At 64.3% G+C, this 20208-nt stretch carries 30 protein-coding genes and 1 tRNA gene; 16 read left to right on the top strand and 15 right to left on the bottom strand.

The window, feature by feature from the left end; translation table 11 throughout:
* Positions 1-162: 162 nt before the first annotated feature.
* The 9 genes from GTW23_RS18075 to GTW23_RS18035 form a co-directional block, all read right to left on the bottom strand.
* Entirely contained in the window at positions 163-714 is a 552-nt protein-coding gene (locus GTW23_RS18075) for a phage tail protein (RefSeq protein ID WP_252916803.1), read from the bottom strand.
* Positions 715-810: 96 nt separating this feature from the next.
* Positions 811-1788 carry a hypothetical protein gene (locus GTW23_RS18070; protein WP_252916802.1) on the bottom strand — a complete coding sequence of 326 codons (978 nt, stop codon included), beginning with the start codon at positions 1786-1788 and terminating at the stop codon, positions 811-813.
* 246 nt (positions 1789-2034) lie between these two features.
* The gene (locus tag GTW23_RS18065; protein WP_252916801.1) at positions 2035-3855 is read right to left on the bottom strand and encodes a phage/plasmid primase, P4 family; all 1821 of its coding nucleotides are present in this window, start codon (positions 3853-3855) and stop codon (positions 2035-2037) included.
* Positions 3852-5207, bottom strand: a complete 1356-nt coding sequence (locus GTW23_RS18060; RefSeq protein WP_252916800.1) for a DUF7146 domain-containing protein — start codon at positions 5205-5207, stop codon at positions 3852-3854. The genes GTW23_RS18065 and GTW23_RS18060 overlap by 4 nt, the downstream gene beginning before the upstream one ends.
* Positions 5204-5908, bottom strand: a complete 705-nt coding sequence (locus GTW23_RS18055; RefSeq protein WP_252916799.1) for a hypothetical protein — start codon at positions 5906-5908, stop codon at positions 5204-5206. Before GTW23_RS18055 ends, GTW23_RS18060 begins: the two co-directional genes overlap by 4 nt.
* Complete coding sequence (locus GTW23_RS18050) at positions 5908-6231, bottom strand: hypothetical protein (protein WP_252916798.1); 324 nt, start codon at positions 6229-6231, stop codon at positions 5908-5910. The genes GTW23_RS18055 and GTW23_RS18050 overlap by 1 nt, the downstream gene beginning before the upstream one ends.
* The gene (locus GTW23_RS18045) at positions 6231-6836 is read right to left on the bottom strand and encodes a hypothetical protein (protein ID WP_252916797.1); all 606 of its coding nucleotides are present in this window, start codon (positions 6834-6836) and stop codon (positions 6231-6233) included. The genes GTW23_RS18050 and GTW23_RS18045 overlap by 1 nt, the downstream gene beginning before the upstream one ends.
* On the bottom strand, positions 6833-7045 hold the full coding sequence (locus GTW23_RS18040) for a hypothetical protein (RefSeq protein WP_252916796.1): 213 nt from the start codon (positions 7043-7045) through the stop codon (positions 6833-6835). The genes GTW23_RS18045 and GTW23_RS18040 overlap by 4 nt, the downstream gene beginning before the upstream one ends.
* Complete coding sequence (locus GTW23_RS18035) at positions 7042-7410, bottom strand: hypothetical protein (RefSeq protein ID WP_252916795.1); 369 nt, start codon at positions 7408-7410, stop codon at positions 7042-7044. Before GTW23_RS18035 ends, GTW23_RS18040 begins: the two co-directional genes overlap by 4 nt.
* Positions 7411-7694: 284 nt before the next feature.
* Here GTW23_RS18035 and GTW23_RS18030 point away from each other — a divergent pair, with 284 nt between their 5' ends.
* On the top strand, positions 7695-8228 hold the full coding sequence (locus GTW23_RS18030) for a hypothetical protein (RefSeq protein ID WP_252916794.1): 534 nt from the start codon (positions 7695-7697) through the stop codon (positions 8226-8228).
* Between the two features lie 41 nt (positions 8229-8269).
* On the opposite strand, the gene GTW23_RS18025 is transcribed toward GTW23_RS18030, so the two are convergent.
* The 3 genes from GTW23_RS18025 to GTW23_RS18015 all read right to left on the bottom strand — a co-directional run bounded on the left by GTW23_RS18025 (position 8270) and on the right by GTW23_RS18015 (position 10528).
* On the bottom strand, positions 8270-8860 hold the full coding sequence (locus GTW23_RS18025; RefSeq protein WP_252916793.1) for an MT-A70 family methyltransferase: 591 nt from the start codon (positions 8858-8860) through the stop codon (positions 8270-8272).
* Positions 8857-9795 (bottom strand): ParB N-terminal domain-containing protein, encoded by a 939-nt coding sequence (locus tag GTW23_RS18020; protein WP_252916792.1) that lies wholly within the window; start codon positions 9793-9795, stop codon positions 8857-8859. Before GTW23_RS18020 ends, GTW23_RS18025 begins: the two co-directional genes overlap by 4 nt.
* 247 nt (positions 9796-10042) lie before the next feature.
* On the bottom strand, positions 10043-10528 hold the full coding sequence (locus tag GTW23_RS18015) for a phage regulatory CII family protein (RefSeq protein ID WP_252916791.1): 486 nt from the start codon (positions 10526-10528) through the stop codon (positions 10043-10045).
* A gap of 220 nt (positions 10529-10748) precedes the next feature.
* Here GTW23_RS18015 and GTW23_RS18010 point away from each other — a divergent pair, with 220 nt between their 5' ends.
* The gene (locus GTW23_RS18010) at positions 10749-11021 is read left to right on the top strand and encodes a hypothetical protein (RefSeq protein ID WP_252916790.1); all 273 of its coding nucleotides are present in this window, start codon (positions 10749-10751) and stop codon (positions 11019-11021) included.
* Positions 11022-11050: 29 nt separating this feature from the next.
* Here GTW23_RS18010 and GTW23_RS18005 read toward each other — a convergent pair.
* Positions 11051-11138, bottom strand: a tRNA-OTHER gene (locus tag GTW23_RS18005).
* Between the two features lie 20 nt (positions 11139-11158).
* Positions 11159-11443 carry a hypothetical protein gene (locus tag GTW23_RS18000; protein WP_252916789.1) on the bottom strand — a complete coding sequence of 95 codons (285 nt, stop codon included), beginning with the start codon at positions 11441-11443 and terminating at the stop codon, positions 11159-11161.
* A gap of 86 nt (positions 11444-11529) precedes the next feature.
* On the opposite strand from GTW23_RS18000, the gene GTW23_RS17995 reads away from it, so the two are divergent.
* Positions 11530-12219, top strand: coding sequence for a S24 family peptidase (locus tag GTW23_RS17995; RefSeq protein WP_252916788.1), 690 nt, complete (start codon positions 11530-11532; stop codon positions 12217-12219).
* A 13-nt stretch (positions 12220-12232) separates the two neighbouring features.
* Here GTW23_RS17995 and GTW23_RS17990 read toward each other — a convergent pair whose 3' ends face one another.
* A complete protein-coding gene (locus GTW23_RS17990; protein WP_252916787.1) occupies positions 12233-12616 on the bottom strand; it encodes a hypothetical protein in 384 nt (127 codons plus the stop codon).
* Between the two features lie 207 nt (positions 12617-12823).
* Here GTW23_RS17990 and GTW23_RS17985 point away from each other — a divergent pair, with 207 nt between their 5' ends.
* From GTW23_RS17985 to GTW23_RS17925, 13 genes are all read left to right on the top strand, one after another.
* Positions 12824-13051: a hypothetical protein gene (locus tag GTW23_RS17985; RefSeq protein WP_252916786.1), complete on the top strand. Its 228-nt coding sequence runs from the start codon at positions 12824-12826 to the stop codon at positions 13049-13051.
* A complete protein-coding gene (locus GTW23_RS17980) occupies positions 13048-13431 on the top strand; it encodes a dATP/dGTP pyrophosphohydrolase domain-containing protein (RefSeq protein ID WP_252916785.1) in 384 nt (127 codons plus the stop codon). The genes GTW23_RS17985 and GTW23_RS17980 overlap by 4 nt, the downstream gene beginning before the upstream one ends.
* The gene (locus GTW23_RS17975) at positions 13428-13586 is read left to right on the top strand and encodes a hypothetical protein (RefSeq protein WP_252916784.1); all 159 of its coding nucleotides are present in this window, start codon (positions 13428-13430) and stop codon (positions 13584-13586) included. The genes GTW23_RS17980 and GTW23_RS17975 overlap by 4 nt, the downstream gene beginning before the upstream one ends.
* A 2-nt stretch (positions 13587-13588) precedes the next feature.
* A complete protein-coding gene (locus tag GTW23_RS17970; RefSeq protein WP_252916783.1) occupies positions 13589-13924 on the top strand; it encodes a hypothetical protein in 336 nt (111 codons plus the stop codon).
* On the top strand, positions 13921-14613 hold the full coding sequence (locus tag GTW23_RS17965) for a hypothetical protein (RefSeq protein WP_252916782.1): 693 nt from the start codon (positions 13921-13923) through the stop codon (positions 14611-14613). Before GTW23_RS17970 ends, GTW23_RS17965 begins: the two co-directional genes overlap by 4 nt.
* 7 nt (positions 14614-14620) lie before the next feature.
* Positions 14621-14863 (top strand): hypothetical protein, encoded by a 243-nt coding sequence (locus GTW23_RS17960; RefSeq protein ID WP_252916781.1) that lies wholly within the window; start codon positions 14621-14623, stop codon positions 14861-14863.
* 20 nt (positions 14864-14883) lie between these two features.
* Complete coding sequence (locus GTW23_RS17955; protein WP_252916780.1) at positions 14884-15234, top strand: hypothetical protein; 351 nt, start codon at positions 14884-14886, stop codon at positions 15232-15234.
* 28 nt (positions 15235-15262) lie between these two features.
* Complete coding sequence (locus GTW23_RS17950) at positions 15263-16201, top strand: DUF2303 family protein (RefSeq protein WP_252916779.1); 939 nt, start codon at positions 15263-15265, stop codon at positions 16199-16201.
* A gap of 73 nt (positions 16202-16274) precedes the next feature.
* A complete protein-coding gene (locus GTW23_RS17945; RefSeq protein ID WP_252916778.1) occupies positions 16275-16427 on the top strand; it encodes a hypothetical protein in 153 nt (50 codons plus the stop codon).
* Positions 16424-17575 (top strand): DNA polymerase III subunit beta, encoded by a 1152-nt coding sequence (gene dnaN / locus GTW23_RS17940; protein WP_252916777.1) that lies wholly within the window; start codon positions 16424-16426, stop codon positions 17573-17575. The genes GTW23_RS17945 and dnaN overlap by 4 nt, the downstream gene beginning before the upstream one ends.
* Positions 17576-17577: 2 nt before the next feature.
* The gene (locus GTW23_RS17935) at positions 17578-18672 is read left to right on the top strand and encodes a DUF5131 family protein (RefSeq protein ID WP_324288453.1); all 1095 of its coding nucleotides are present in this window, start codon (positions 17578-17580) and stop codon (positions 18670-18672) included.
* Positions 18669-18839, top strand: a complete 171-nt coding sequence (locus GTW23_RS17930) for a hypothetical protein (RefSeq protein ID WP_252916775.1) — start codon at positions 18669-18671, stop codon at positions 18837-18839. Before GTW23_RS17935 ends, GTW23_RS17930 begins: the two co-directional genes overlap by 4 nt.
* Before the next feature lie 175 nt (positions 18840-19014).
* Positions 19015-20112: a tyrosine-type recombinase/integrase gene (locus GTW23_RS17925; protein WP_252916774.1), complete on the top strand. Its 1098-nt coding sequence runs from the start codon at positions 19015-19017 to the stop codon at positions 20110-20112.
* Positions 20113-20208 lie beyond the last annotated feature (96 nt).

The following is a 20208-nucleotide window of genomic DNA, read 5'->3' as shown; positions in this document are numbered from 1 at the left end:
TTCACACCACTGACAACCTGACAACCCAACCAAAACCTCTGCAAAACTGGCAGTTTTTCGGGGTCGTCCCGCCCCGCTTGGGATGAGGGCGGGATACGGTCCCTTTTTTCCGGAAAGCCCGACCACGGTTTTATTCTTGTGTCACACACTCATCGGAGCGGATTAGCCGGACGCCAGCCTTGAGAGACGGCGGTCGACTTCGTGGAGAAGCCGGGCGGCGAAGTCGCGGTCCATGATCTCCTCGGCCATCCGCTGGAACTCGCCGTGCCGGTCGGCGCCCATGGCGTGGGCAGGGTTGGCGGCGTAAAGCTCGCGAACCGGTGTTCGGCGCTTGCCCTTGCGGACCAGGACGGCGTTGGCACCGGAAATCTTCGAGTGTGCGATGAACGCTCCCGCATAAGAGCCGCGCCCGCGAACGCTCACACCCTTGCGTGTCTGTCGCGGTCCAAGTTGGGCCAGCGAGATCCACTTCGACCGCAGCTTGATCTCCACATCGTCGCTGGTCAGCCGCATCTGCGCTGCATTGCGGGTGAAACGGTACGGCAATCCCGAGTACTTTGCGGCAAGCCGAGCGATCTGGGTCCGCGCTTTCTTGCCGGTATGGTTCACGGCCGAGCGAAAGGCCTTGGCCTTCAGGTCAGCCGGCAACCGGTGCATCGCCGCACCGAGCGCGCGGAAGTCGCTGGCATCGATATGAAGTCCCGCGCCTGCCAAGTCGCATTCTCCCACGAAAAAACCCGCCGGGGTCGCCAGCGGGTTCGAGTTGTCCTTTTCAGGGTGAGATGACCATTGTCAACTTTCGGTCGCATGTCAAAGAAAAAGCGACACAGCGTGAGAGGGGTCCTGTCGGCTCACCAACCCTGCGACAGCTGCCCAAGGCGCCAGCGTAGGCACTTCGGCGGTCAGTTCATGGCTTGAAAGCCGAGCGGCGACCTCTTGCGCCACATGGCGCACAGCCAGAGCCCACACGGTCCGGCGAAACCGGTCGATCGCAAGGCCGGATACATCGGTCGAAAGCCGGAACTTGCGATAGGCGCCAGGGCGCGGCCGCCGACTGCGAGGGTTGAAGCCATCTACCTCGCGTTCGGTCCTGTTTCCATAGGCATCCTTGCCGATTTCCTTCATGAACCAGCCAGGCGTTCCGCCACGCATCATCATCGCCCGGCCCGGCTCCTCACCACGCCAGTCAGGTTTTTGGCCCAGCACGGCGCGGGCGATCAGCATGGCCTGGATTTCCTTGCCGGACAGCGAGGCCAGCCGCGGGCGGATGCGGTTGACAGTTTCGGCCACCAGACCATCGGCATCGGCCCACTCTGGAAACGGCGACCATTCATTGCCGATCGAGATCCGGGCAGTTGCAAGACGCCCTACCGCTTCAGCGACTTTCAAGGCATCAGGATGCGGGTCGCCCTCATCCATGCCGATGGCAACGACGCCATAGCCGTTGATTGGCGCATCGATCACCGTGCCGAGGATGCCGAGATTGTAGACCATGCCCCAGGACGATGGCGCCGACGCGCCCATACCGCCGCCGACGCGCTCGGCCTTGGGCAGCTCGTGCCGATAGGCCCATTCCAGCAATTGAACGATCGGGATCTGTTTCATGGCTTGATTTCCTGTTTCGAGTGCTTGCTTCCCATTTTTTGCCCCTTGCCTCCCGTTTTTGGCTGCTTGCTTCCCTGATCCCCTTTGCTGGCCTTCGGCCATCCTGTTGATATTGTTGATGTTGAAGAAGAAGACAGGGACGTAAGGGAGGCTAGGGAGGATAAAGAGGACGTACGCATACAAGGCTTCACCGTGTTTTCTGTCATGGGCTACACCCCTTGAAAGAACGTGCGCACACGCGCGCGCCGCAAATATCCTCCCTAGCCTCCCTAGCCGCATAAATCATTGATTTCCCAAACCCTTTAGACGGGAGGCAAGCTCCCAGAATCTTCGCCAGCCTCCCCCGCTGCCCTCTATCGTCCCGGGCGGCGAGGGAATGGGCCCGGATGAAAGCAGCACGCGCGCGTGGAGGGTGCGGGTAAACCGGGCTCACTGGTCGCCATAGCCCCCGCCGCCGTCCGGTCCGCCTTCGCCACGCACCCGCAGATATTCGTCGCGCACCTTGATGCCGGTGTAGCGGGTGGTCGAGGACTTGTGCTTGCGGAAGCCATGCATCATGCCGTCCGGCCCCTCCCATTGCTTGCGGGCATAGTCCGGGAAACGGCGCATCAGGGTCGATTTCCGGAATTCCGGCTGGCCTTCGCGCGCCGCCCAGTTGGCGTAGCCGACACAGATGTCGTCGGGCGTCGAATAATCGTGTTCATGACCGGTGACGATGCAGCCAGCCCGTATGAAGGCCCCGATCGGGTCGCTGTCCTCGCGGTACTCGCTGGTGGCGGCCGTCACCTTGTCGGGCACGCCAAGGCCGAGCGTCAGATAGTCGAGCGCGCCGCGCACCAGCCAGGCGAACACGCCGTCGGCCTCCGCGCGCAGCTTTTCCGGCAATCGGCGGTCAACCTGGTCGGATGCGATCTGGATCTCCCACGGCACCAGCAGCACGCGCCGCCAGATGCCGTCTGAGGTGTCGCGGATCACCGGCTTGTGGTTGCCGACCATGACGATCTTGAACTGCGGGATCACTTCTATGAACTCCTGCTGCAGGCGGCGCACGGGAATGCGCTCGCCGCCGGTCAGCGTCTTGATCAGCGATTCCTTCAGGTGCACGCCGCTTTCGGGCTCGCTTGCCGCCACCAGCCGAGCACCGGGCAGGCGGGCAAGGTCAGGCGTCGCCTCAGCCCCCGAGCGCCGGCCCTCGCCCGCAAAACTGTCGACCGACAGCGTGACGGCGTAATTGCCTAGGATCTCGGTCATCAGGTCGATGAAGGTCGACTTGCCGTTGCGCCCCGCGCCATAGAAGAACAGCAGGCACTGTTCCTTGGTTAGGCCAAGCAGGCTGTAGCCGAAGAAGCGCTGCAGGAAGAGCCGCACCGCGGGATCCGGCTGCACGGTCTGGAAGAATTTGTGGAACTCCGGCGCTTTCGCGTCCGGGCGATACTCCACCTGCCCGAGCTTGGAAATATAGTCGCCCGCCCGGTGCTGATCGAGCCGTGCCTCCCAGCGCCAGCGCGGGTCGTCCGGGTCGCTTTCCTCATCCTCGACGCGCACGAAGCGGAGCGTGCCGTTTGTGCAGTTGAAGGCGAAGAGATCGGTGTTCATGTCGTTGACCATGCGGGCCACGTGCGGCGCTGCCTCGGTCAGCAGGTTGTTGATCTTCGACGTGCCGGCGGAGGATTTGGCGAAACGGTGACGCGCCGAGCGCCGGCCCTTGACGGTTTTCAACGCGGATTCGCCCGCCTCCTCGGTTTCCTCGAGTTCGAGCCAGCGCTGCGACTTGTCGGCCGGCCAGTCCTTGGCGGGCCGGCCCATCTTGATCCGCTCCTTGCGCGCGGTCTGGCCGGCCTCGATGAGGATGGCCTCCTCCTCTGTGGCAGACATCGCCATGGCCTCGTCATCGATGAACTCGGCCGTCTTCTGCGCCAGGGGACGCACCACCGAGCCGTCCTCGTCCTCTTTCCAGTGCTTTCCGTCGAAGCCGTGCCAGCCGACGCGGGCAACGTGCAGGATGCGGCTGCCGTAGCGGATCAGGAGCCGACGGCCGTTGCCGATGTCGGTTTCGGGCTCGCCCGCGCATTCGGCCAGCATTTCCTCGGCGGTCAGTTCCGGCGCATCCGGCTCGGGCAGCTGGGGTGCTCCGGCAGCGGTTGCGGGCTCCGGCTTCGATGAAGGGTCCGGGTTTTCGGCTCGCGGTTCATGCCCCATGGCATCGAGCATGGCCTGCACGGCAGCGGGGATCTTGACGTGTTTGTTCATGCCGCCTCGCCACGCAGTGCCATTGCAATCACCTCGGCCCAGTCATGACCGTGGGGCGGCCAGGCTGTTGTTACCTCGATGCCGGACGCGATCGCGCGGGCGCGCTCCTCGGCGCGGGCCATGTGGGCTGCGGTCCAGACCGGCTCGGAATCGCCGTCACCAAGGAACATGAGTTCGCGCACATAAGCCCCAAGCGGAAAGCCCTCCGAAAGCCGCTCGAGGTCGGGCTCCGGGCTCGGCACCATCACCGGCCTTGCGGTCCCCTTCGCGTTGATTTTCGTCTCTGTCGGGTGGGCGAAGCGGCCGGTGCGCGCGGACGGGCCCGCCAGGTTGCCGATATCGCCGGCTGCGGCATAGAAGGTGGAGAGGGCCAGATCCTGGTCTTCATTCAATTCCGCGCCGAACCAGGCGATCACGTTCTCCACCCCCTCACCCACCACCCAGCGCGTGGCACTCATGTCGCCCGCCAGCGGCAACAGCCCGCCCTTTTTCGAGCCGCGCATCTTCTTGGTGGCGAGCGGTTCATAGAACCCGGCTTTCAGATCGGCGGGTGACGGCCAGTGCGCGGTCGGCGGCCCTGCCCGGTCTTCGCGCCCGGCATCCGCGCCGGTCTTGCTCAAGCCGTAGAGCGCTGGCCTGTATTTCGGACCGTTGTCGAGATCGATCCATGTCTGGTGGATGCCGATCAGCTCGCCGCCGCCATCAACGAAGGGCAGCACCAAAGCCGGACCGCACCAGATATCACGGGCGTAGCCGCGCTCGTCCTTGCCGTGCCAGTAGGAGAGTTTCGGCTCAAGCCGGATGGCGCGGCAGGCGTGAGCGCCCGCCTCTATCGGCAGGCCTGAGCGGGCATGCAGATAGCGCATGCCCAAGAGCCGGCTCCCCAGATCTGCAGCTTCATATATTCCGCGACACCTGGCCAACTCCCTGTCCCGGAAGTCATTAGCCTCGCTTTGGCGCGCTGCCGCATCCCGCGCCGCCTGTCCCGCCCGCACCTCTGCCTCGGCGCGGATCTCCGCGCGCCGTTCCTCGCTCACCGGTTCGGCCTCATCGGGCACCGCTTCGCCCAGCACCGCGCCGCAAGCCTCGAGGAACTCGGGACGCCGGCCGACATCGAGGCCGAGAATGTGCGCGGCCATGCCGATCGCGTCATTGCCGCCGGTCGAGCCGCCACGGCAGTTCCACTTGTTCTTTGCGGTGTTGAGCGCGAACCGGTCCTTGCCGCCGCACTGCGGGCACGGCATCGCCTGCTCGGCGCCGGAACCCTTGAGAGCGAGCCCTAGCCGCGGCGCCGCCTCGGCGATCGAGACATCGCGGGCGCGGGTGACGAACAGATCGATGATCTCGCTCATGCGGCAGCCCTCGACACCTGGCGCAAGGCCTCGCGGCCCCATTGGTCTGCCATCGCATCGGCCATGGGCGGGAAAAACCGGCTGCGCTCCTTGCCCCGGTTCTTGCCGCCATCCTTGCCCGGCGACATGCGCCAGACTCGGTTCCAGGCCTTCCACTCTTCGCTGCCTTTCTCCGGCTCGGGAAGCCGTCGGGTTTCGGTCAGGGCAGACAGCCCGCGCAGATACCAGCCGGTTGCCTTGTATTCCGGGTGACCGAACCAGAACGGATGAACGATGGCCGGTCTTGGCACATCTCCCGGCAGCCGCACGCGGGCCAGATCGTGCATCTCCGGATTCTCGATCGCCACGCGGTCGACTGGCGCGCGCCAGCAGGCAATGAACAGATCGAGCCCAGCCTCGAACTCGTCTTTCATGCTTTGCCATGTCCGCCCCTTCGGCAGCTTCTTCGGCGGCGTCATATTACCCGGCCCGGACAGCCAGCGCCGGCCCGACCGACACAGCCGCGTGCACGGCGGGTGCGCCACGACCAAAAGATCCCAGCCATCCGCCAGAATATCGCGCACATCGCCCTGGATATGCCGGTTTGAGCGCTGTTCGTCCGGCAGCAGGTCGCACGACCATGCGTCATGGCCCCGCGCCAGAAACGCATCGCGGACCGTACCGGTGAACTCACATCCGACGAGAACACGCAAGGAAGCCATCAAGCTCTTGCCTCCTGCTTCTCCCCGCGCGCGGCGGCGATGTCGTCGTCTCCGGCCACGCGCAGGCGGCCGGTGCGGGTGAGCAGGTCGATGGTCTGGTCGAGATCATAGACACCGGGCATGGCGCGCACCCAAGCATCGCGTTGATGCGTGATGAAGGGCGTGCCGGGCCGGGTGCCACGCAACTGGTAGGCCGAGGTGATGCAACGAACCGCCCCGAGAGATTCCGGGTCCAGCCCGTGGGCCAGCGCGGTTCTGCGGCACTGCCACAGATCCGGCGCGATGATGTAGAGCGGCCGGGGCTCGTGGTGGACCCGAGCCATCACGGCTTTGCCCTCCCCTTATTGCCTGCCAACGCATCGAGCCTGCAGCGCCCCGCGAGCGTGATCGTCACCCGCGCCGGCAGGCCTGGACGCAGTTTGCGGCGCACCCATTTGCGGCTTTCAAGCTCCTTGAACCGCCGCCGCGCTGTCTCCAGCCCAAAGCCGCACGCCTGGCAGACCTCCTCGAGCGTCAGGTCAAACGCGGCTTGGCGTCCGCCGCCTGCTCTCGCGCGCAGCGCATCGATCGCCAACAGCGTTTCATCGAGCGCACGGTCGACTGCGGCACATGAAAACGCACGGCGTTTCGGCCCCGACCCGGGCATGCGCTTGACGTCATCGCTCTCGCCGCGGGGGTTGATGGGCCGGCAGCGCCGGACACTGATGGCCTCGACTGCCGCCCGCGACAGGCCGAGCCAGTCCGCTATCTCTCCGATATCGTCGCCGCGCTCCAGCATCAGGTTGACGGCCGAGGCCTGTTCCGCAGGCTCCAGCGCGTCGAAATGCGGTGCGATGGCCGAAGGACTGCCGAACGGCCCTCCGGGAATCCGCCGAGCGATGTGCGGAAACGGTCCAATGAACCAGGAACTGCCAAGGCCAGCCGTCATCGGATTGCCTCCGGATGTGCCGGGCGCAGTGCGCCGGTCTTCTCCCGTACCAGGTCGAGCACTTTCGCGACCCGCGAGGGATGCAGCGACACTTGCGCACCGATCTCGTCGTGATCGAACCCCGCCTGCCACAGCGCCACGATACCCAACTGCTTGATCGCCGAAGGGAACCCCCTGGTCGGACTGCCGACGTGAAGATGGATGCTCATGAGATCCTCCGTTCGCTGATCACCATGCCGCCGACCGCGGCTGCGAGGCTGGAATCAAGCCCGGACTGCGCGTGGTGCCGCGCGGCCCATTCGGCGAGTTTTTCCAGATCCTCAGCCGACAGGCCGACGAGATCGCCAAGCCCCCGCCGCTCGATGAAGGCCCACTCGAGCGCCGAGCGGAACTTGCGCGGCTCGAACCAGCACCCGATGACCTTGGCGCCGGAGGGCAGACATCTCACCTCGTCGATGCGGGTCACCATCCGGCACCATGAGGGCGCCGCCTCGACGCCAAGCACGGCCAAAACCGCTCGCGCCGGGTGGTTGGTGATGATGGCGAGGCGGGTGGTGGCTTGCCACTCATTCATGACAACCTCCCGCAGAACTGGTACAAGTTGGCGTCAGCACGCGCACGACCGCATGCTGACGCCTTCATCGCCATATGCACAAACCACATGGAGACGATTGGAATGAAAACGACGAGATCATTTGGGGGGTCCACACGCCCCGAGAATGTCGAAATCCGTAGCCTGGGACCGCGACAACCGTCAGGCTGGGGAGGCAAACCGGATTCCGGTCCTGGCCCAAGACAGCCGTCAGCCCCCGCGCCAAAGCCTCCAGCTCCAGCGCCCGCCAAGAAATAGGTGACACAATGGACTATGATCGAGAAAATCTGAGGTTCAACACGGTCCGCAACGCGCTCTATCACACGGCGCGCCGTCGAGCCTTTGAGTTCTGGGCCAGGTGCTTCAGCTTTCTCGTCATCGTCTTGGGCACTACGGCTGCAAGCGATGTTCTTCAGCGCTTCGGCATTGAAATGATCTACCCATCGATAGCTGTCGCAGTGGTTGGCGCCATCCAGCTCGTTTTCGACCCTGGCGGCAAAGCCAGAACCCACCAAATGCTGCAACGTGATTACTACCGCCTTCTCGCGGAGATCGAAGAGAAACACGTATGCGATGAACACGATCTCGCTAGCTGGCGGGGCGAACTTGCTAGAATTGCCGCTGATGAACCCCCGGTGCTGCGCGCCATCGATGCCAAGGCATACAATGATGCACTTGACGCGCTTGAAACCTTCGACAGAAATACCGATCGGCTCGTAATTCCTTGGTTTCAGCGGCTGGCTGGCGGGCTTTTCTATTTCGAGGGGCATGCCTACAAGAAGGTTGGAGAGATTGGCTAAGTGATCTCTATGCATCACGGCGCGGGACATGCTCTGGCGCATCAAGCTACCTCCCCGAACCTGTTGACCTGGTTTCCCCAAACGCTCCAGCCGGGACGCTTGGTCCGTGCGAACATTTCCAGCTTGGGGACATCGCCAGTCAGCCGCGTGATAGCATCGGCAAAATGATCGGGTTTGCGGGAATGCTCGCGAATACCTTCGAGGTGGGCCTGTGCCTCGCCCCGGGTCAACCGCTCGTAGCCCTTGCCACGCGTGGCGAGCCAGCATTGCTCCATCCCGGACCGGGTGTGGTAGCCGAGTCCCTTGCGCACCGAGCCGGAGTCCGCAAACAGAAACCGCTGCGCAGGGTCTCCCTTGATCTTGAACCAGGCGAAGGCCACGGTCTTGTAGGTGAAGCCCCAAGCCTCGATCAGCTTCAGAGCCTCGGGGAGCATCGGCTGCACCACCCACATGAACAACGCAGCATTCTCGGCGGCGATGTCAGCTACCGGCAGCGCCGCAATGGTGTCGAGATCCATGCAGTCATAGTGCTGCACCGCGCCGCGATCCTCACCACGATGTGACCACGGCTCGAACCGCCAGGGCGGGTCGGCGTAGATGACATTGAAAGGACCGGGCGGCAGCGGGATCATTGAGCCTCCTCCCCGGCCCGCGTGAAAGCCGACCGGTCCGGAAACACCTGGTCAAGCCGGTCCTGAAAGTCTCCCATCAACAGGCGGTAGACCGCAGCCGATGGCTTGCCGTCGCGCTTGGCCTGCCGGTAGCGGTCCTCGGCCCGGGCCAGCAGCCGCACGAGCCCTTCCCGGTCAAGAAACCGGGCGAGCGCCCCCGCGGCGCCGGGCGCATCGAGATAATCGTCAAGGCCTTCAACCGCGCCATACCAGGCGCGCAGCATCACATGAGTCCAGAGCCCGGCGTCAGCCCCGCCCTCTACGCTCTGCTTGAGGCTCGCCAGTGCAATCTCAAGCCGCCATAGCGCCCATGTATCGGCAGCGTTGTCACGCTCGGCAAGACCACGCACCCATTGCACGGCATAGACTTCGCCGGGCTTGCGCTCATGGGTGGCGCGATTGGAGGTCATCAGCCGGCATCCGGCGCGGGTGATCGTCCGGTCGGCCTCGATCGCCCAGGCCTCGCCCGCGGTCAGGCTGGCGCGCAGCACGTGAAAGGTCGAGATGGCCGTCACATTGCCATTGATGCCCATGAAGGCGCGGGCCTGGCCCTCGAGCGGCTGCGCGACGATGCGCACAGGAACCTTGTCGATGCCCACCATCGCCGCCGCGTGCACCCGGTGCTGCCCGTCGATCACCGAGAACAGCTGATCACCGATCGGTGCGACGTCGACGACCGTGAACAGGCTCCAGTCGAAGGATTTGGCAATGCGACCGATGGCCTCCCAGTTGTGCCGCTGCAGCGGTCGCTGGTAGCGGTCGTCGATCCGGAGTTTCGAGATTTCCACCCAGCCCAGATGCGGGCGATCGCCGCGCAGCACCGGCTTTTCCATGGCAGCGGGAACTGTGACCGGACGCAGGGCGCTGGGCTGGCTTTGATTGACGGGCACGATCATTTGCCGAACCTCGCCTCAGATGCGCGGGCAAAACCTGACCGGCCCTCCACCGCATCCATGGCGGCGACATCGTCAAGCGCCAAATGGCGACCGACGGTGCGGAACGATGGGATCGCGTGACCGGCAAACACGTGTGCCGACCCTGGACGGCGACGGAGAAGTCCTACGCCGCCCCCTCCGTCGCCTTTTGTCGCGGACAGATGGTCTCCGTCCCGTCCGCAACAACCTCTGGAAACAAGCCGCGCCATCACTTGCCCTCCCCGCCGACGATCTTCAGATCGCCGGCCCGGACATGGGCGAGCGTCTGGCGCAAATCCGAAAGCCCGCGCTCGAGCACCGAGACTGCCCGATCGACGGTGAGCGCCTCGGCGGGCGTCACCTTGCCGTCGGCCAGCGCAATGGCGCCGGCGCTCATGACCTCGCCGGCATGGCGCACCGCTTCGGCATAAGCGGAGAGAACATCGGCGTTCTGCCGGGTGGCCTCGGTCTCGTCGGCAAGACGGCGCCCGTTGAGCTCCGCCATCACGCTGGTGACCACGGCGACGCCGCAATGCTCTTCCAGCATCAGCACAGCGTTGAGCGGCATCAGGTCGGTGTCCTGGGCATTGTTCCAGCGCCCGACATGGCTTTTGGAGATCGAGGTGATCTCGGCTGCGCGTTCGATGCCGCCCGACAGCGCGATCAGATCGCGCTGCGCCGCCTTGATCCGGTAAAACCATGCATTCTTGAGCATTGGACACACCTTTCCCGTTCCGGGAATACCCGGTTCTCTTTCCCGTGGTGGGAAGCGTTCAAAACTGGTCAGATCAAAGAATCAGTAACGAGGGCCAATCCGATGACCACAATCATGGCGACAGCATTCCGCAACCCCGCGCGCCAGGCCAAAACGGCAGCGCGCCTTGTTCCATGGCGTAGCGTTGATATCCTCGCATCACATCAACCGGAGAGACATCATGACCAACCCCAACGACGAGACCCTGAGCTTCCTCATCGCCCAGATGGCGGTACTCGAACAACTCACCATCAATCTGACACATCTGGTCAGCTCCGAGTACGAAGATGCGCTTGCCGTTCGGGCCGGCTTGCTTGCGGACATTCGGGAAAGGCTGTCGGCACCGACGGGGGACGATGCGAGAAAACAGGTTTTCTCTACCCTGGCGCTCAAACAGCTCAATCGTCTGGAGCCACGTATTCTTGGCGAAACGGACAAGACGGGAAAGCACTGATCGGGTCATTGACGATCCTTTATGGGATGTGGTTGCAGGGGCCGGATTCGAACCGGCGACATCCTGGGTATGGTGAGCCGCAGGCGAACGGCGCAGTGACCGCTTTCCCACCCTGCGTTGAAACTGATGGGGGCCGCTCATTCGGCGGCCTCCGGAATTGCAGGCGCAGCCTCGGCGGCTCGATCCTCGGCGGTTTTCGGCCGGTCGACCCCCTCGGGCCATTCTGCGCCGTCGGGCCAGTTGTCGGACAGCCAGCGCATCACGCGCTCGAAAGTGCCAGTGGCAATATCGGAGCCCGCGCGGATGCGCTTCATCCGCCCGCCGCCATTGAGCAACCGGTCGGACAGCGTTCCTTCCCCCACGCCGGTGGCGTCAACGAAGGCGTCAAATGTTCGAATAAACTGTTCTCGAAGCGTGTTCATGCGCGTAAAATGCGGATCATTTTCCGCATTGTCAACGGAAATGTTTCAGAATGATTACGACCCTCAACGCGGCTAATATTCCGCACATGACCAAAACCCTTCAGGACCGCGCACGCGAGCGCCTTGCAGCCCTCGGCCTATCGCCGAGCGGTGCCAGCGAAAAGGCGGGCCTCAGTCGCGAGACGCTGCCAAAGCTTCTAAAAAACCCGGCCGCCATGCCAGGAGCGCGAACACTGTCCAAGCTTGCCACGGTGCTGGGCGTGACCGAGCAATGGCTGCTGACCGGCAATGACAACCCGGAGGCGCAACCACTACAGGCCCTGCGGCCCGCCTCCGCGCCAGAACCGCCGTCACGAGATAGCATGCCGGCCGATGTGCCGGTGATGGGAACCGCGGCGGGAAGCCTGTTGTCCGGCGCATTCCAGTTGCAGGGCGGCGTGATCGACCGCGTGCGGCGCCCGCCGGCCCTCGCGGGAGCCCGCGACATCTACGCGCTCTACATCGAAGGAACTTCGATGGAACCGCGGTATTTTCCGGGAGACCTGGTTTATGTGAACCCGCACAAGCCTCCGCGCCCGGGCGATGTGGTCATCGTGCAGGAAACCAATGGCGACATGACGACTATCACCGCATCCATCGGCGTGCTTCGCCGGCGCGGCGGCGGCGTCATCCTACTCTCCAAGCACAATCCTCCCGATTCGGAGATATCGATCCGGCAGGACCGCGTCGCCGCCATCCACAAGGTCCTCACGGTCAACGAGCTGTTCGGCGTCTGAATCGCAGTTGCGATTACCGGAGCGTCATGCCACATCCGCAAACCTTTTGCCCGGCCGGGTAGTTGCGCCCACAGTTCACACAGGTCACGCGTCCGGCCGCTGCTTTTGGCGCAGCAACGTCGGCCACTTGCTGGGCCGCTCCGCAGAAACGGCACACCTCCGCCCCCTTGACTATCAATTCCCGACACGATGGGCACGGTACACGTTCGCGTGTATCGACATCGGCGCGGGCAGGCTCGGGCTTTTTCAAGGACGGCATCAACCCCACGATCAGCAGCCCCAGAATGCCGAACAGCAGCAGGCTGAGGAAAAACCAGCCAAGCCCGCTTCGCCCCTTGGACGCGGCAACGACACCGGCCGCTACCGCACACACAAACCAGAAAAGAACAATTTCCATCGGACTCCCTTTGCCGTCTCACGCGCAACCCAACCATTTATGACATCGACAATTCAACCTTAAACGCAGCACTTTGGCAAAGCGGAAGCATTTCCGTATTTTCTGTTGACACGGAACATTTTCCGCATATCCTTCTCCGCAAGACGCTACAGCTGGCGTCCTTTCCTCGGCGCGCCCTTCTGGGTCAGCCGACATTCGGAGACCCCCATGATCCGCTACCAGGCTTCCCCGGCAGACACTGCCACTCCCTCCCCATCCTGCCGCACGGCTCTAATCGATCGCATGGCCGACCAGATGCGCGAGATGGCCTTTGCCGGCCAGACGGTCAGCACCGAAACGCTGACCGAACGCGGATGGTCGGAGGCCGCAATCAGGCGGCTTGCGCCTGATGCCGTAGCAAAGGCTCGTCGCACATCGATCCGGAGGCTGTCATGACCCTCGACCTGAAGCAGCACCTCTTGCGGCAGATGGCCTTCAGCCATGCCACGTTCGGGCACGGCACACGCACCGAAGGTGTGGTTGACCACATCCGCAAGGAACTCGAGGAGGTCGCCGCAAGCGGCGGCTCGGCGCGCGAATGGGTGGATGTCGTCATCCTCGGCTTGGACGGGCTGACACGCGAACTGGCTTTTGGTGCGACCAGCCACGGCGGGATAGCAGCCGCCGGACGCCGGGATCCGGAAGCGGTAGCGAGAATGGCGTGCCATCTCGTTCTCGAGAAGCAGGCGCGCAACGAGGGCCGGACCTGGCCCGACTGGCGCACGGTCGACGCAGGCAAGGCGATCGAGCACGACAGGACGGGAGAAGGCCAATGACGCCCGCCTCCCTGACAATCATCGACGGTGCCCGCCTGACCGAGGAACGCGCCCGCGCCGCCCGCGGCATCGACGCCCCGGTGTTGGCGAGCCTTGTGGCCGTCATTGCCTTCGCCATCGGCTGCGGCCTGATCGCCATCGCGGCGGGAGCGTGACCATGACCGATCTCACTCGCACCTTCATTCCCGTCGCCAGCGACGAGGTCAACGCCCGGTCCTTTGCCGAAACGCTTGCGGGCGGTTCGGATGACGCGAAGCGGCTGGCGCGCGAGGACACCTGCCAGCTGGCCCGGATGCTCGATCGCTTCGCGCAGATCGCGCCCCGGCTCTGGGCGGCGATGCTTGCCGACATGCGCACGCTGATCGACGAGGCGCGGGCCGCCCGCGGCTATGCCGACATGGCCGACCTCACCCGCGCCGGATATTCCGACGAGGTGGTGACTGGCTACCTGCGCAGCCAGAACCCCGAGCAGCGGCAGGGGGACGCAGCATGAACGCCCTCGTCCGCCTCGCCCCTGCTCCCGTCTGGTCGTTCCGTCCCGATGGCACAGTGCGGGATCTGGCCGCTCCCGATCCGGCCGAGATTGATTTCTTCGCGATGGCCAATGCACTTTCGAAGATCGCCCGCTTCAACGGCTCCAACCCCGGCATAGCCTACTCGGTCGCACAGCACTCGGTGATGGGCGCAGATGCGATCTTCAACGAGACCGGCGACACATGGCTTGCCGCCTGGTTCCTGCTGCATGACGGCGAGGAATACTTACTCGGCGACAAGGTGACCCCGGCGCAGCGGCTTCTTGAGGAGCACGCCGAACAGTCTGGCGGGCACGGCAGCGGGAGCGGAGTTCGCTGGCACTGGAGATGGATCAAGACCAAATGGCGCGAGGCCGGCTGGCAAGCAGCGGCGCTCGGAATTCCCAGCGCCCACCAACAGGGCGCCATCGACGATTACGACCGCCGCATGTGCAACGCCGAAATGCTGGCGCTGTTCGGTCCATCTGCCCGCGCGCAGCAGCTGCTCGTCGCCAACCGCGAGCCGCTCAAGCTCAAGGGCGCCATCCGCCCCTGGGCGGCGATGAAGGCCGAGGAGCGCTTCATCGACGCGGCATTCCGCTTTATCGGCGAAGACCGGCTGCATGAGCAGCGCGCCATCCATGCCGCCCATGTGGCGCTCAACTCGTGAGGATCCCATGAAGCTCGACGACATCGAAACCATCCGCGAACTTGCCGCGACCCGCGAGAAAAACCTGGCCGTACTGGCGCGGCTCAAGGAAACGAGCCCGCGCCTGGTGCTCGGCATCGGGACGGACGCGATCGAGATCCGCATGCCGCCCACGCTGCAGCAGCTGGTCAACGAGAGCGTGACCGACTCGCTGACTGACCAAATCGCCCAGGCGGACGAAAACCTCCGCACCCTCGGCGTCGACATCTAACCCCCGAAAGGAACCCAGCCATGCACATCCGTGATGCCTCCATCCTGCTCGGCGCGCTGGAGGGCGGTGAACTCAACCGCTCCGTCAGCCACGAACTCTCCACCGTGCTGCGCGAGCTGCACACGATGTCGACCGAGGACGTGAAGAAGACGTTCAAGGGCGAGGTCGATCTCAAGATCATCCTGTCGGCCGAAAATGGCGCGGTGACGATTTCCTCCGAGATAAAGTCGAAGACGCCGAAGCGCCCGCGCGCCCGGACCTTCTACTGGATCACCGAGGAAGGCACGCTTTCGACCGAGCATCCCAACCAGCACGACATGTTCAAGGGTCCGCGCGACACCGCCGCGCGCACCGCCGAACCTGCCGTCTAACCCTCCCACCCTTCAAAGGAAAACGAAAATGGTCAAAACCGATTCAATCGCCGGTGAACCGGCAAGCCAGCCGGATCAAGTTGCGGCAATCGCCAAACTGGCGCGCGAAGCCGCAGGCGTCGACATCATTGAACTCAAGATTGCCGCCAGGGGTCTGCCCGAAAGCGTGCCGATCGCCAGGCTGTACGGCGAGAGCCCTGAGTTCGACAGCCTGAAGCGGCTGGCCGAAGAATGGCGGTTGCACCCCGAGCGCAAGACTGGCACGGCGCAGGTCGACACGCTCACCTCCTTCATCGACCTCACCAACCGGCACAAGACCGCCGACAGCGCGATCTTCGCCAACACCGACTGGAAGGCGCCGGCGCTAACCGCCGTCATCGATTATCACGCCGTCGAGGGCACCGACGCGCAGTGGCTCAAGCACCGCGTGCACTACGCCTTCCCGCTCTCCGAGCAGTGGAAGACCTGGGTGTCGACCAACGGCAAGCCGATGGCCCAGGCCGACTTTGCCCAGTTCATCGAGGACAACATTGCCGACCTGTCCTCGCCCGAAGCGCTCGAGGTGACCGATTACGAGGCGAAGTTTGCGACCAAGATCGCCACGCCCTCGGAACTGGTGGCGCTGTCGCGCGGCCTAGCGGTGCGGGTGGAATCAAAAGTGGCGTCCAACGTGGTGCTGCAATCGGGCGAAGGCCAGATTGTCTGGGACGAGGCGCACCAGGGCGCCGACGGCAAGAGCCTCAAGGTGCCGGGGCTGTTCATGCTTTCCATCCCGCTGTTCCACATGGGCGAGACCCAGCGCGTGCCGGTGCGGCTGCGCTACCGCATCCGCGAAGGCTCGACCATCTGGTTCTATCAGATCTACCGGCCCGACGTGGCGGTGACCGAACGGGTGACCGAGGACTACGAGGACGCCATGAGCCAGACCGGCCTGCCCGGCTTCATCGGCAAGCCCGAGCCCGCTTGATCTCGCTCACCCTGCCCGGCGCGCGATCTCCCAAGCCGCGCGCCGGGTGACCACAAGAAAGGCACGATCCGCCATGAACGACAGCACAGGCTTTGCGATCTTCATCCTCGCTTTGATCGCGCTCTACGATCCCGAGTGGGTTGGCAGCGCGGCCGTAAAGATCGTCACTGCGTTCAATGCCGAAATGGTCGCCGGCTGTCCATCAACTGGAGATATCCCCCGATGACCACCCAATTCTCCCTCACCGCGCCGCGCGAGGCTTTGCTGTCAACGGTCGAGACCGCGCTGGCGCCGGTGGAGCGCAAGAACACGATTCCGGTGCTCGCGAACCTGCTGTTTGACGCGGGCCCCGACGGCGGCTTGCGCGTCTCCGGCACCGACCTTGACGTGATGACATCGGTGACAGCGGTGATCGATCACTCGGGCATGCCCGAACAGGGCATCACCCTCCCGGCAGCCCTGCTGCACGACATCCTGCGCAAGCTGCCGGCCAAGGCCGAGGTGACGCTAAAGGCCGGGAGCAACGGCCAGATGGCGCTGACCTGCGGCCGCTCGCGCTTCATGCTGCAGACCCTGCCCGGCGAGGACTGGCCGCGGCTTGAGGAGAAGACCGAGCCAGCCGCCCGGTTCGAGATCCCCGCGGCGAAGTTCGCCGCCCAGCTGGCGGCCGTCGGCTTCGCAATCTCGACCGAGGAAACCCGCTACTATCTCAATGGCGTCTACCTGCATTGCCTGGACGATCGGCTGGTCGCGGTGGCGACCGACGGCCACCGGCTGGCCCGCGCCACCTGGTCCGGCCCGGCGGGCGCTGCCGGCATGCCCGGTGTCATCATCCCCCGCAAGACGGTCGGCCTGCTGGCCAAGGCGCTGGCGGCTGCTGACAAACAGGCCACGCTCGCCGTCAGCGTCAGCGAGAACCGGATCTGTTTCGAGCTTGGCGCGGTGCGCATCGCCTCCAAGCTGATCGACGGCACCTTCCCCGACTATGTGCGGGTGATTCCTACCGAAGAGCGCACCCCGAACAGCTGGCGCTTCAACGTGGCGGCGATGCTGGCCGCCACCGAGCGCGTCTCGATCATCTCGAGCGAGCGCGGACGGGCGGTGAAGATGGTCTGGGGCCAGGCCAGCGTCGATCTCACCGTTTCCAATCCGGACGCCGGCGAAGGCCAGGACACGGTGGACGTGACCGCTGACGACGGCGAGGACGTGACCATCGGCTTCAACGCCAAATACCTGGCCGACATGCTGGCGCACATCGCGGGCGCGGCCACCGTGCACCTCGGCTCCGGCGGCGACCCCGCCCGCTTCGAACCGGTGCACGCCGAGGACGACGAGATCGCCCTGACATTCGTTCTGATGCCGATGAGGGTTTGAAGATGGCTTCCAAGATCCAGTGGACCGAAGACACATGGAACCCGATCACCGGCTGTACCATCGTCAGCCCCGGCTGCACCAATTGCTACGCCATGCGCCGGGCAGCGCCCAGGCTGTCGCAGAACCCGGCCACGCCGCAGTACCACGGCACGGTGCAACCCTCGAAAGGTGGCTATGTCTGGACCGGAAAGATCGGCATCGCCGCCGACACCGCATTCCTCAAGCCGCTGCGCACGAAGAAGCCGACCATGTTCTTCGTCAACTCAATGTCCGACCTGTTTCACGAGAACGTGCCCGACGAGGTGATCGACCGGATATTCGCCATCATGGCGCTCTGCCCGCAGCACACATTCCAGGTGCTGACCAAGCGGTCCGCGCGGATGCGGGAGTATCTGGGCGACGAGGCAACTCAGCTGCGGGTTTTGCAGGAGGGAGTGGATCGCGAACTGGCTGCAGCCGGGATCAGGTGGAACGGCGATTGGAATGACAGGCATTCGCAGGCGATCGCGGGCGCAACGCGATGGCCCCTGCCCAACGTCTGGCTCGGCGTCTCCGTCGAGGACCAGGCCCGCTCCGACGAGCGCATCCCAGATCTTCTGGCAACGCCGGCGACTGTCCGGTTTATCTCGGCAGAACCGCTGCTGGGGCCGGTGGATATGACAAATCTCGATCATCTCGGGACGCTTCGGGCAAACAGTATTTACGGCATCAGCGCGATCTGGAAGAACAACCACATTGGTCGCAATTGTCTCGACTGGGTCATCGTCGGCGGCGAATCCGGCAAGGGCGCGAGGCCGATGCATCCGGACTGGGCCCGCGCCATCCGTGATCAGTGCGCCGCCGCCGACGTGCCGTTCTTCTTCAAGCAGTGGGGAGACTGGGAGATTGCGCTTGATCGCGATCATGACGACCCCGACTGGCGCCTCGACTATACAAACGACTACGTCGACCGCGGAAAGTCCAAGTGGCTTAACCTGGAAGGAGGATGCGGATTCCACGGCGAGCGCTTTCACGTCATGCGCAAAGTCGGCACGAAGCGTGCCGGCCGCCTCCTCGACGGTGTCGAGCACAACGCCATGCCGGAGGTGGCGCCATGACCAAGCCTGCCCCGCAACGCTACATCTACCGCTGGAACCGGCAGGGCCGCAAAGGCCAGGTCTGCACTGTCACCGCGCGCGGCAAGATGAACTCGATCTGCGTGCGCTTCGAGGACGGCTACACCATGGTCACCAGCGGCAATGCCATCAGGAGGGTGAAGCCCTGATGACCCCGCTCTTGACACCTCGCGCCGCGGCCGCCTTTCTTGCCGTATCGATCGACACGCTCAACGCGATTGTTGCTCGCGGAGATCTGCCGTTCGTCGAGGTGGGCGCCGGCGACAAGCGGCCGAGGCGCAGATTCGATCTGGCCGACATCGAGGCCTATGTGGGAGAGCGCAAATGTCGATCTGGAAACGGCCGGGACAAGACACATGGTCCTACGACTTCACGGTCAGGGGTCACCGATATTCAGGAAATACTGGCGCAACGTCGAAGCGCGAAGCGGAACGGACAGAAGCCAGGCTCAAGGAAGACGCCCGCGCGCAGGCCAGAAAACAGGCAGGCCAATCGGCCCTCGGATTGACGATCGGCGCTGCCGTGTCGCGCTACTGGCTTGAAACCGGCCAGCACCACGCCAATGCCGACAGCACCCTCACCGACCTCGCCTGGCTCGAACGTCACTTCGGCAAGACCCGTCTGCTGGCATCGATCACCAATCAGGATGTGGCTGCCATGGTGGCGAGCCGCCGGGCCGACAAGGTGGCGCCGGCCACCGTGAACCGCACCGCGACGGCAAGGCTGCGAGCGGTCATGACCCGCGCCCGCGATCTCTGGGATGAGCCGGTCCCGCGCATCACCTGGAAAAACCACATGCTCAGGGAGCCGCAGGAAGTGATCCGCGAACTCACCGCCGACGAGGAGACGACGCTGTTCGATGCGCTCGCACCGGGCTACCGTGAGCTCGCGCGCTTTTCGCTGCTGTCGGGCTGCCGCATGGCCGAGTGCCTGGATCTCGAATGGCGCCACATAGACTGGCACGGCGAGTACATCGTCATCACCGGCAAGGGCGACAAGACCCGGCATGTGCCGCTCTCGGCCGCGCTGCGCGCCCTGCTCTGGCCGCTGCCCCGAGCCCACGCGCGGGTGTTCACCCACGTCATCCGCAGGAGCTCCGCCAACCACAGGCGCGGAGACGTCGCGCCCGTCGAGGAGGAAGCGCTCAACAGCCACTTCGCCAGGGTCTGCAAGAAGGCCAAGGTGATAGGTTTTCGCTTCCACGATCTGCGCCACACCTTCGCCACCCGCTTCCTGCGTGCCACCGGCGACATGCGCGCGCTGCAACTGATCCTCGGCCATTCGAGCATCGAAACCACCATGCGCTATGCCCATGTGACGGCGGCTGACGCCAAGCGCCGGATGGATGCCATGAGCGCTGCGGCGATCACCACTGAAACTTCCACTGGAAGTTCAACAGGTGGCTCTAAGCATATGAAATAGGATGAATTATCGGATCAGGAAATCCGCACCCCCAGACAAGTGCGCTACCGGGCTGCGCTACGCTCCGACTGGGGACAGGGCTTAGATCATCAGTGT

Origin of the sequence: Parahoeflea alexandrii, assembly GCF_024105735.1 — a bacterium.
GTDB lineage: Bacteria > Pseudomonadota > Alphaproteobacteria > Rhizobiales > Rhizobiaceae > Hoeflea > Hoeflea alexandrii.
This window is presented reverse-complemented; position numbering and strand designations above follow the sequence as displayed.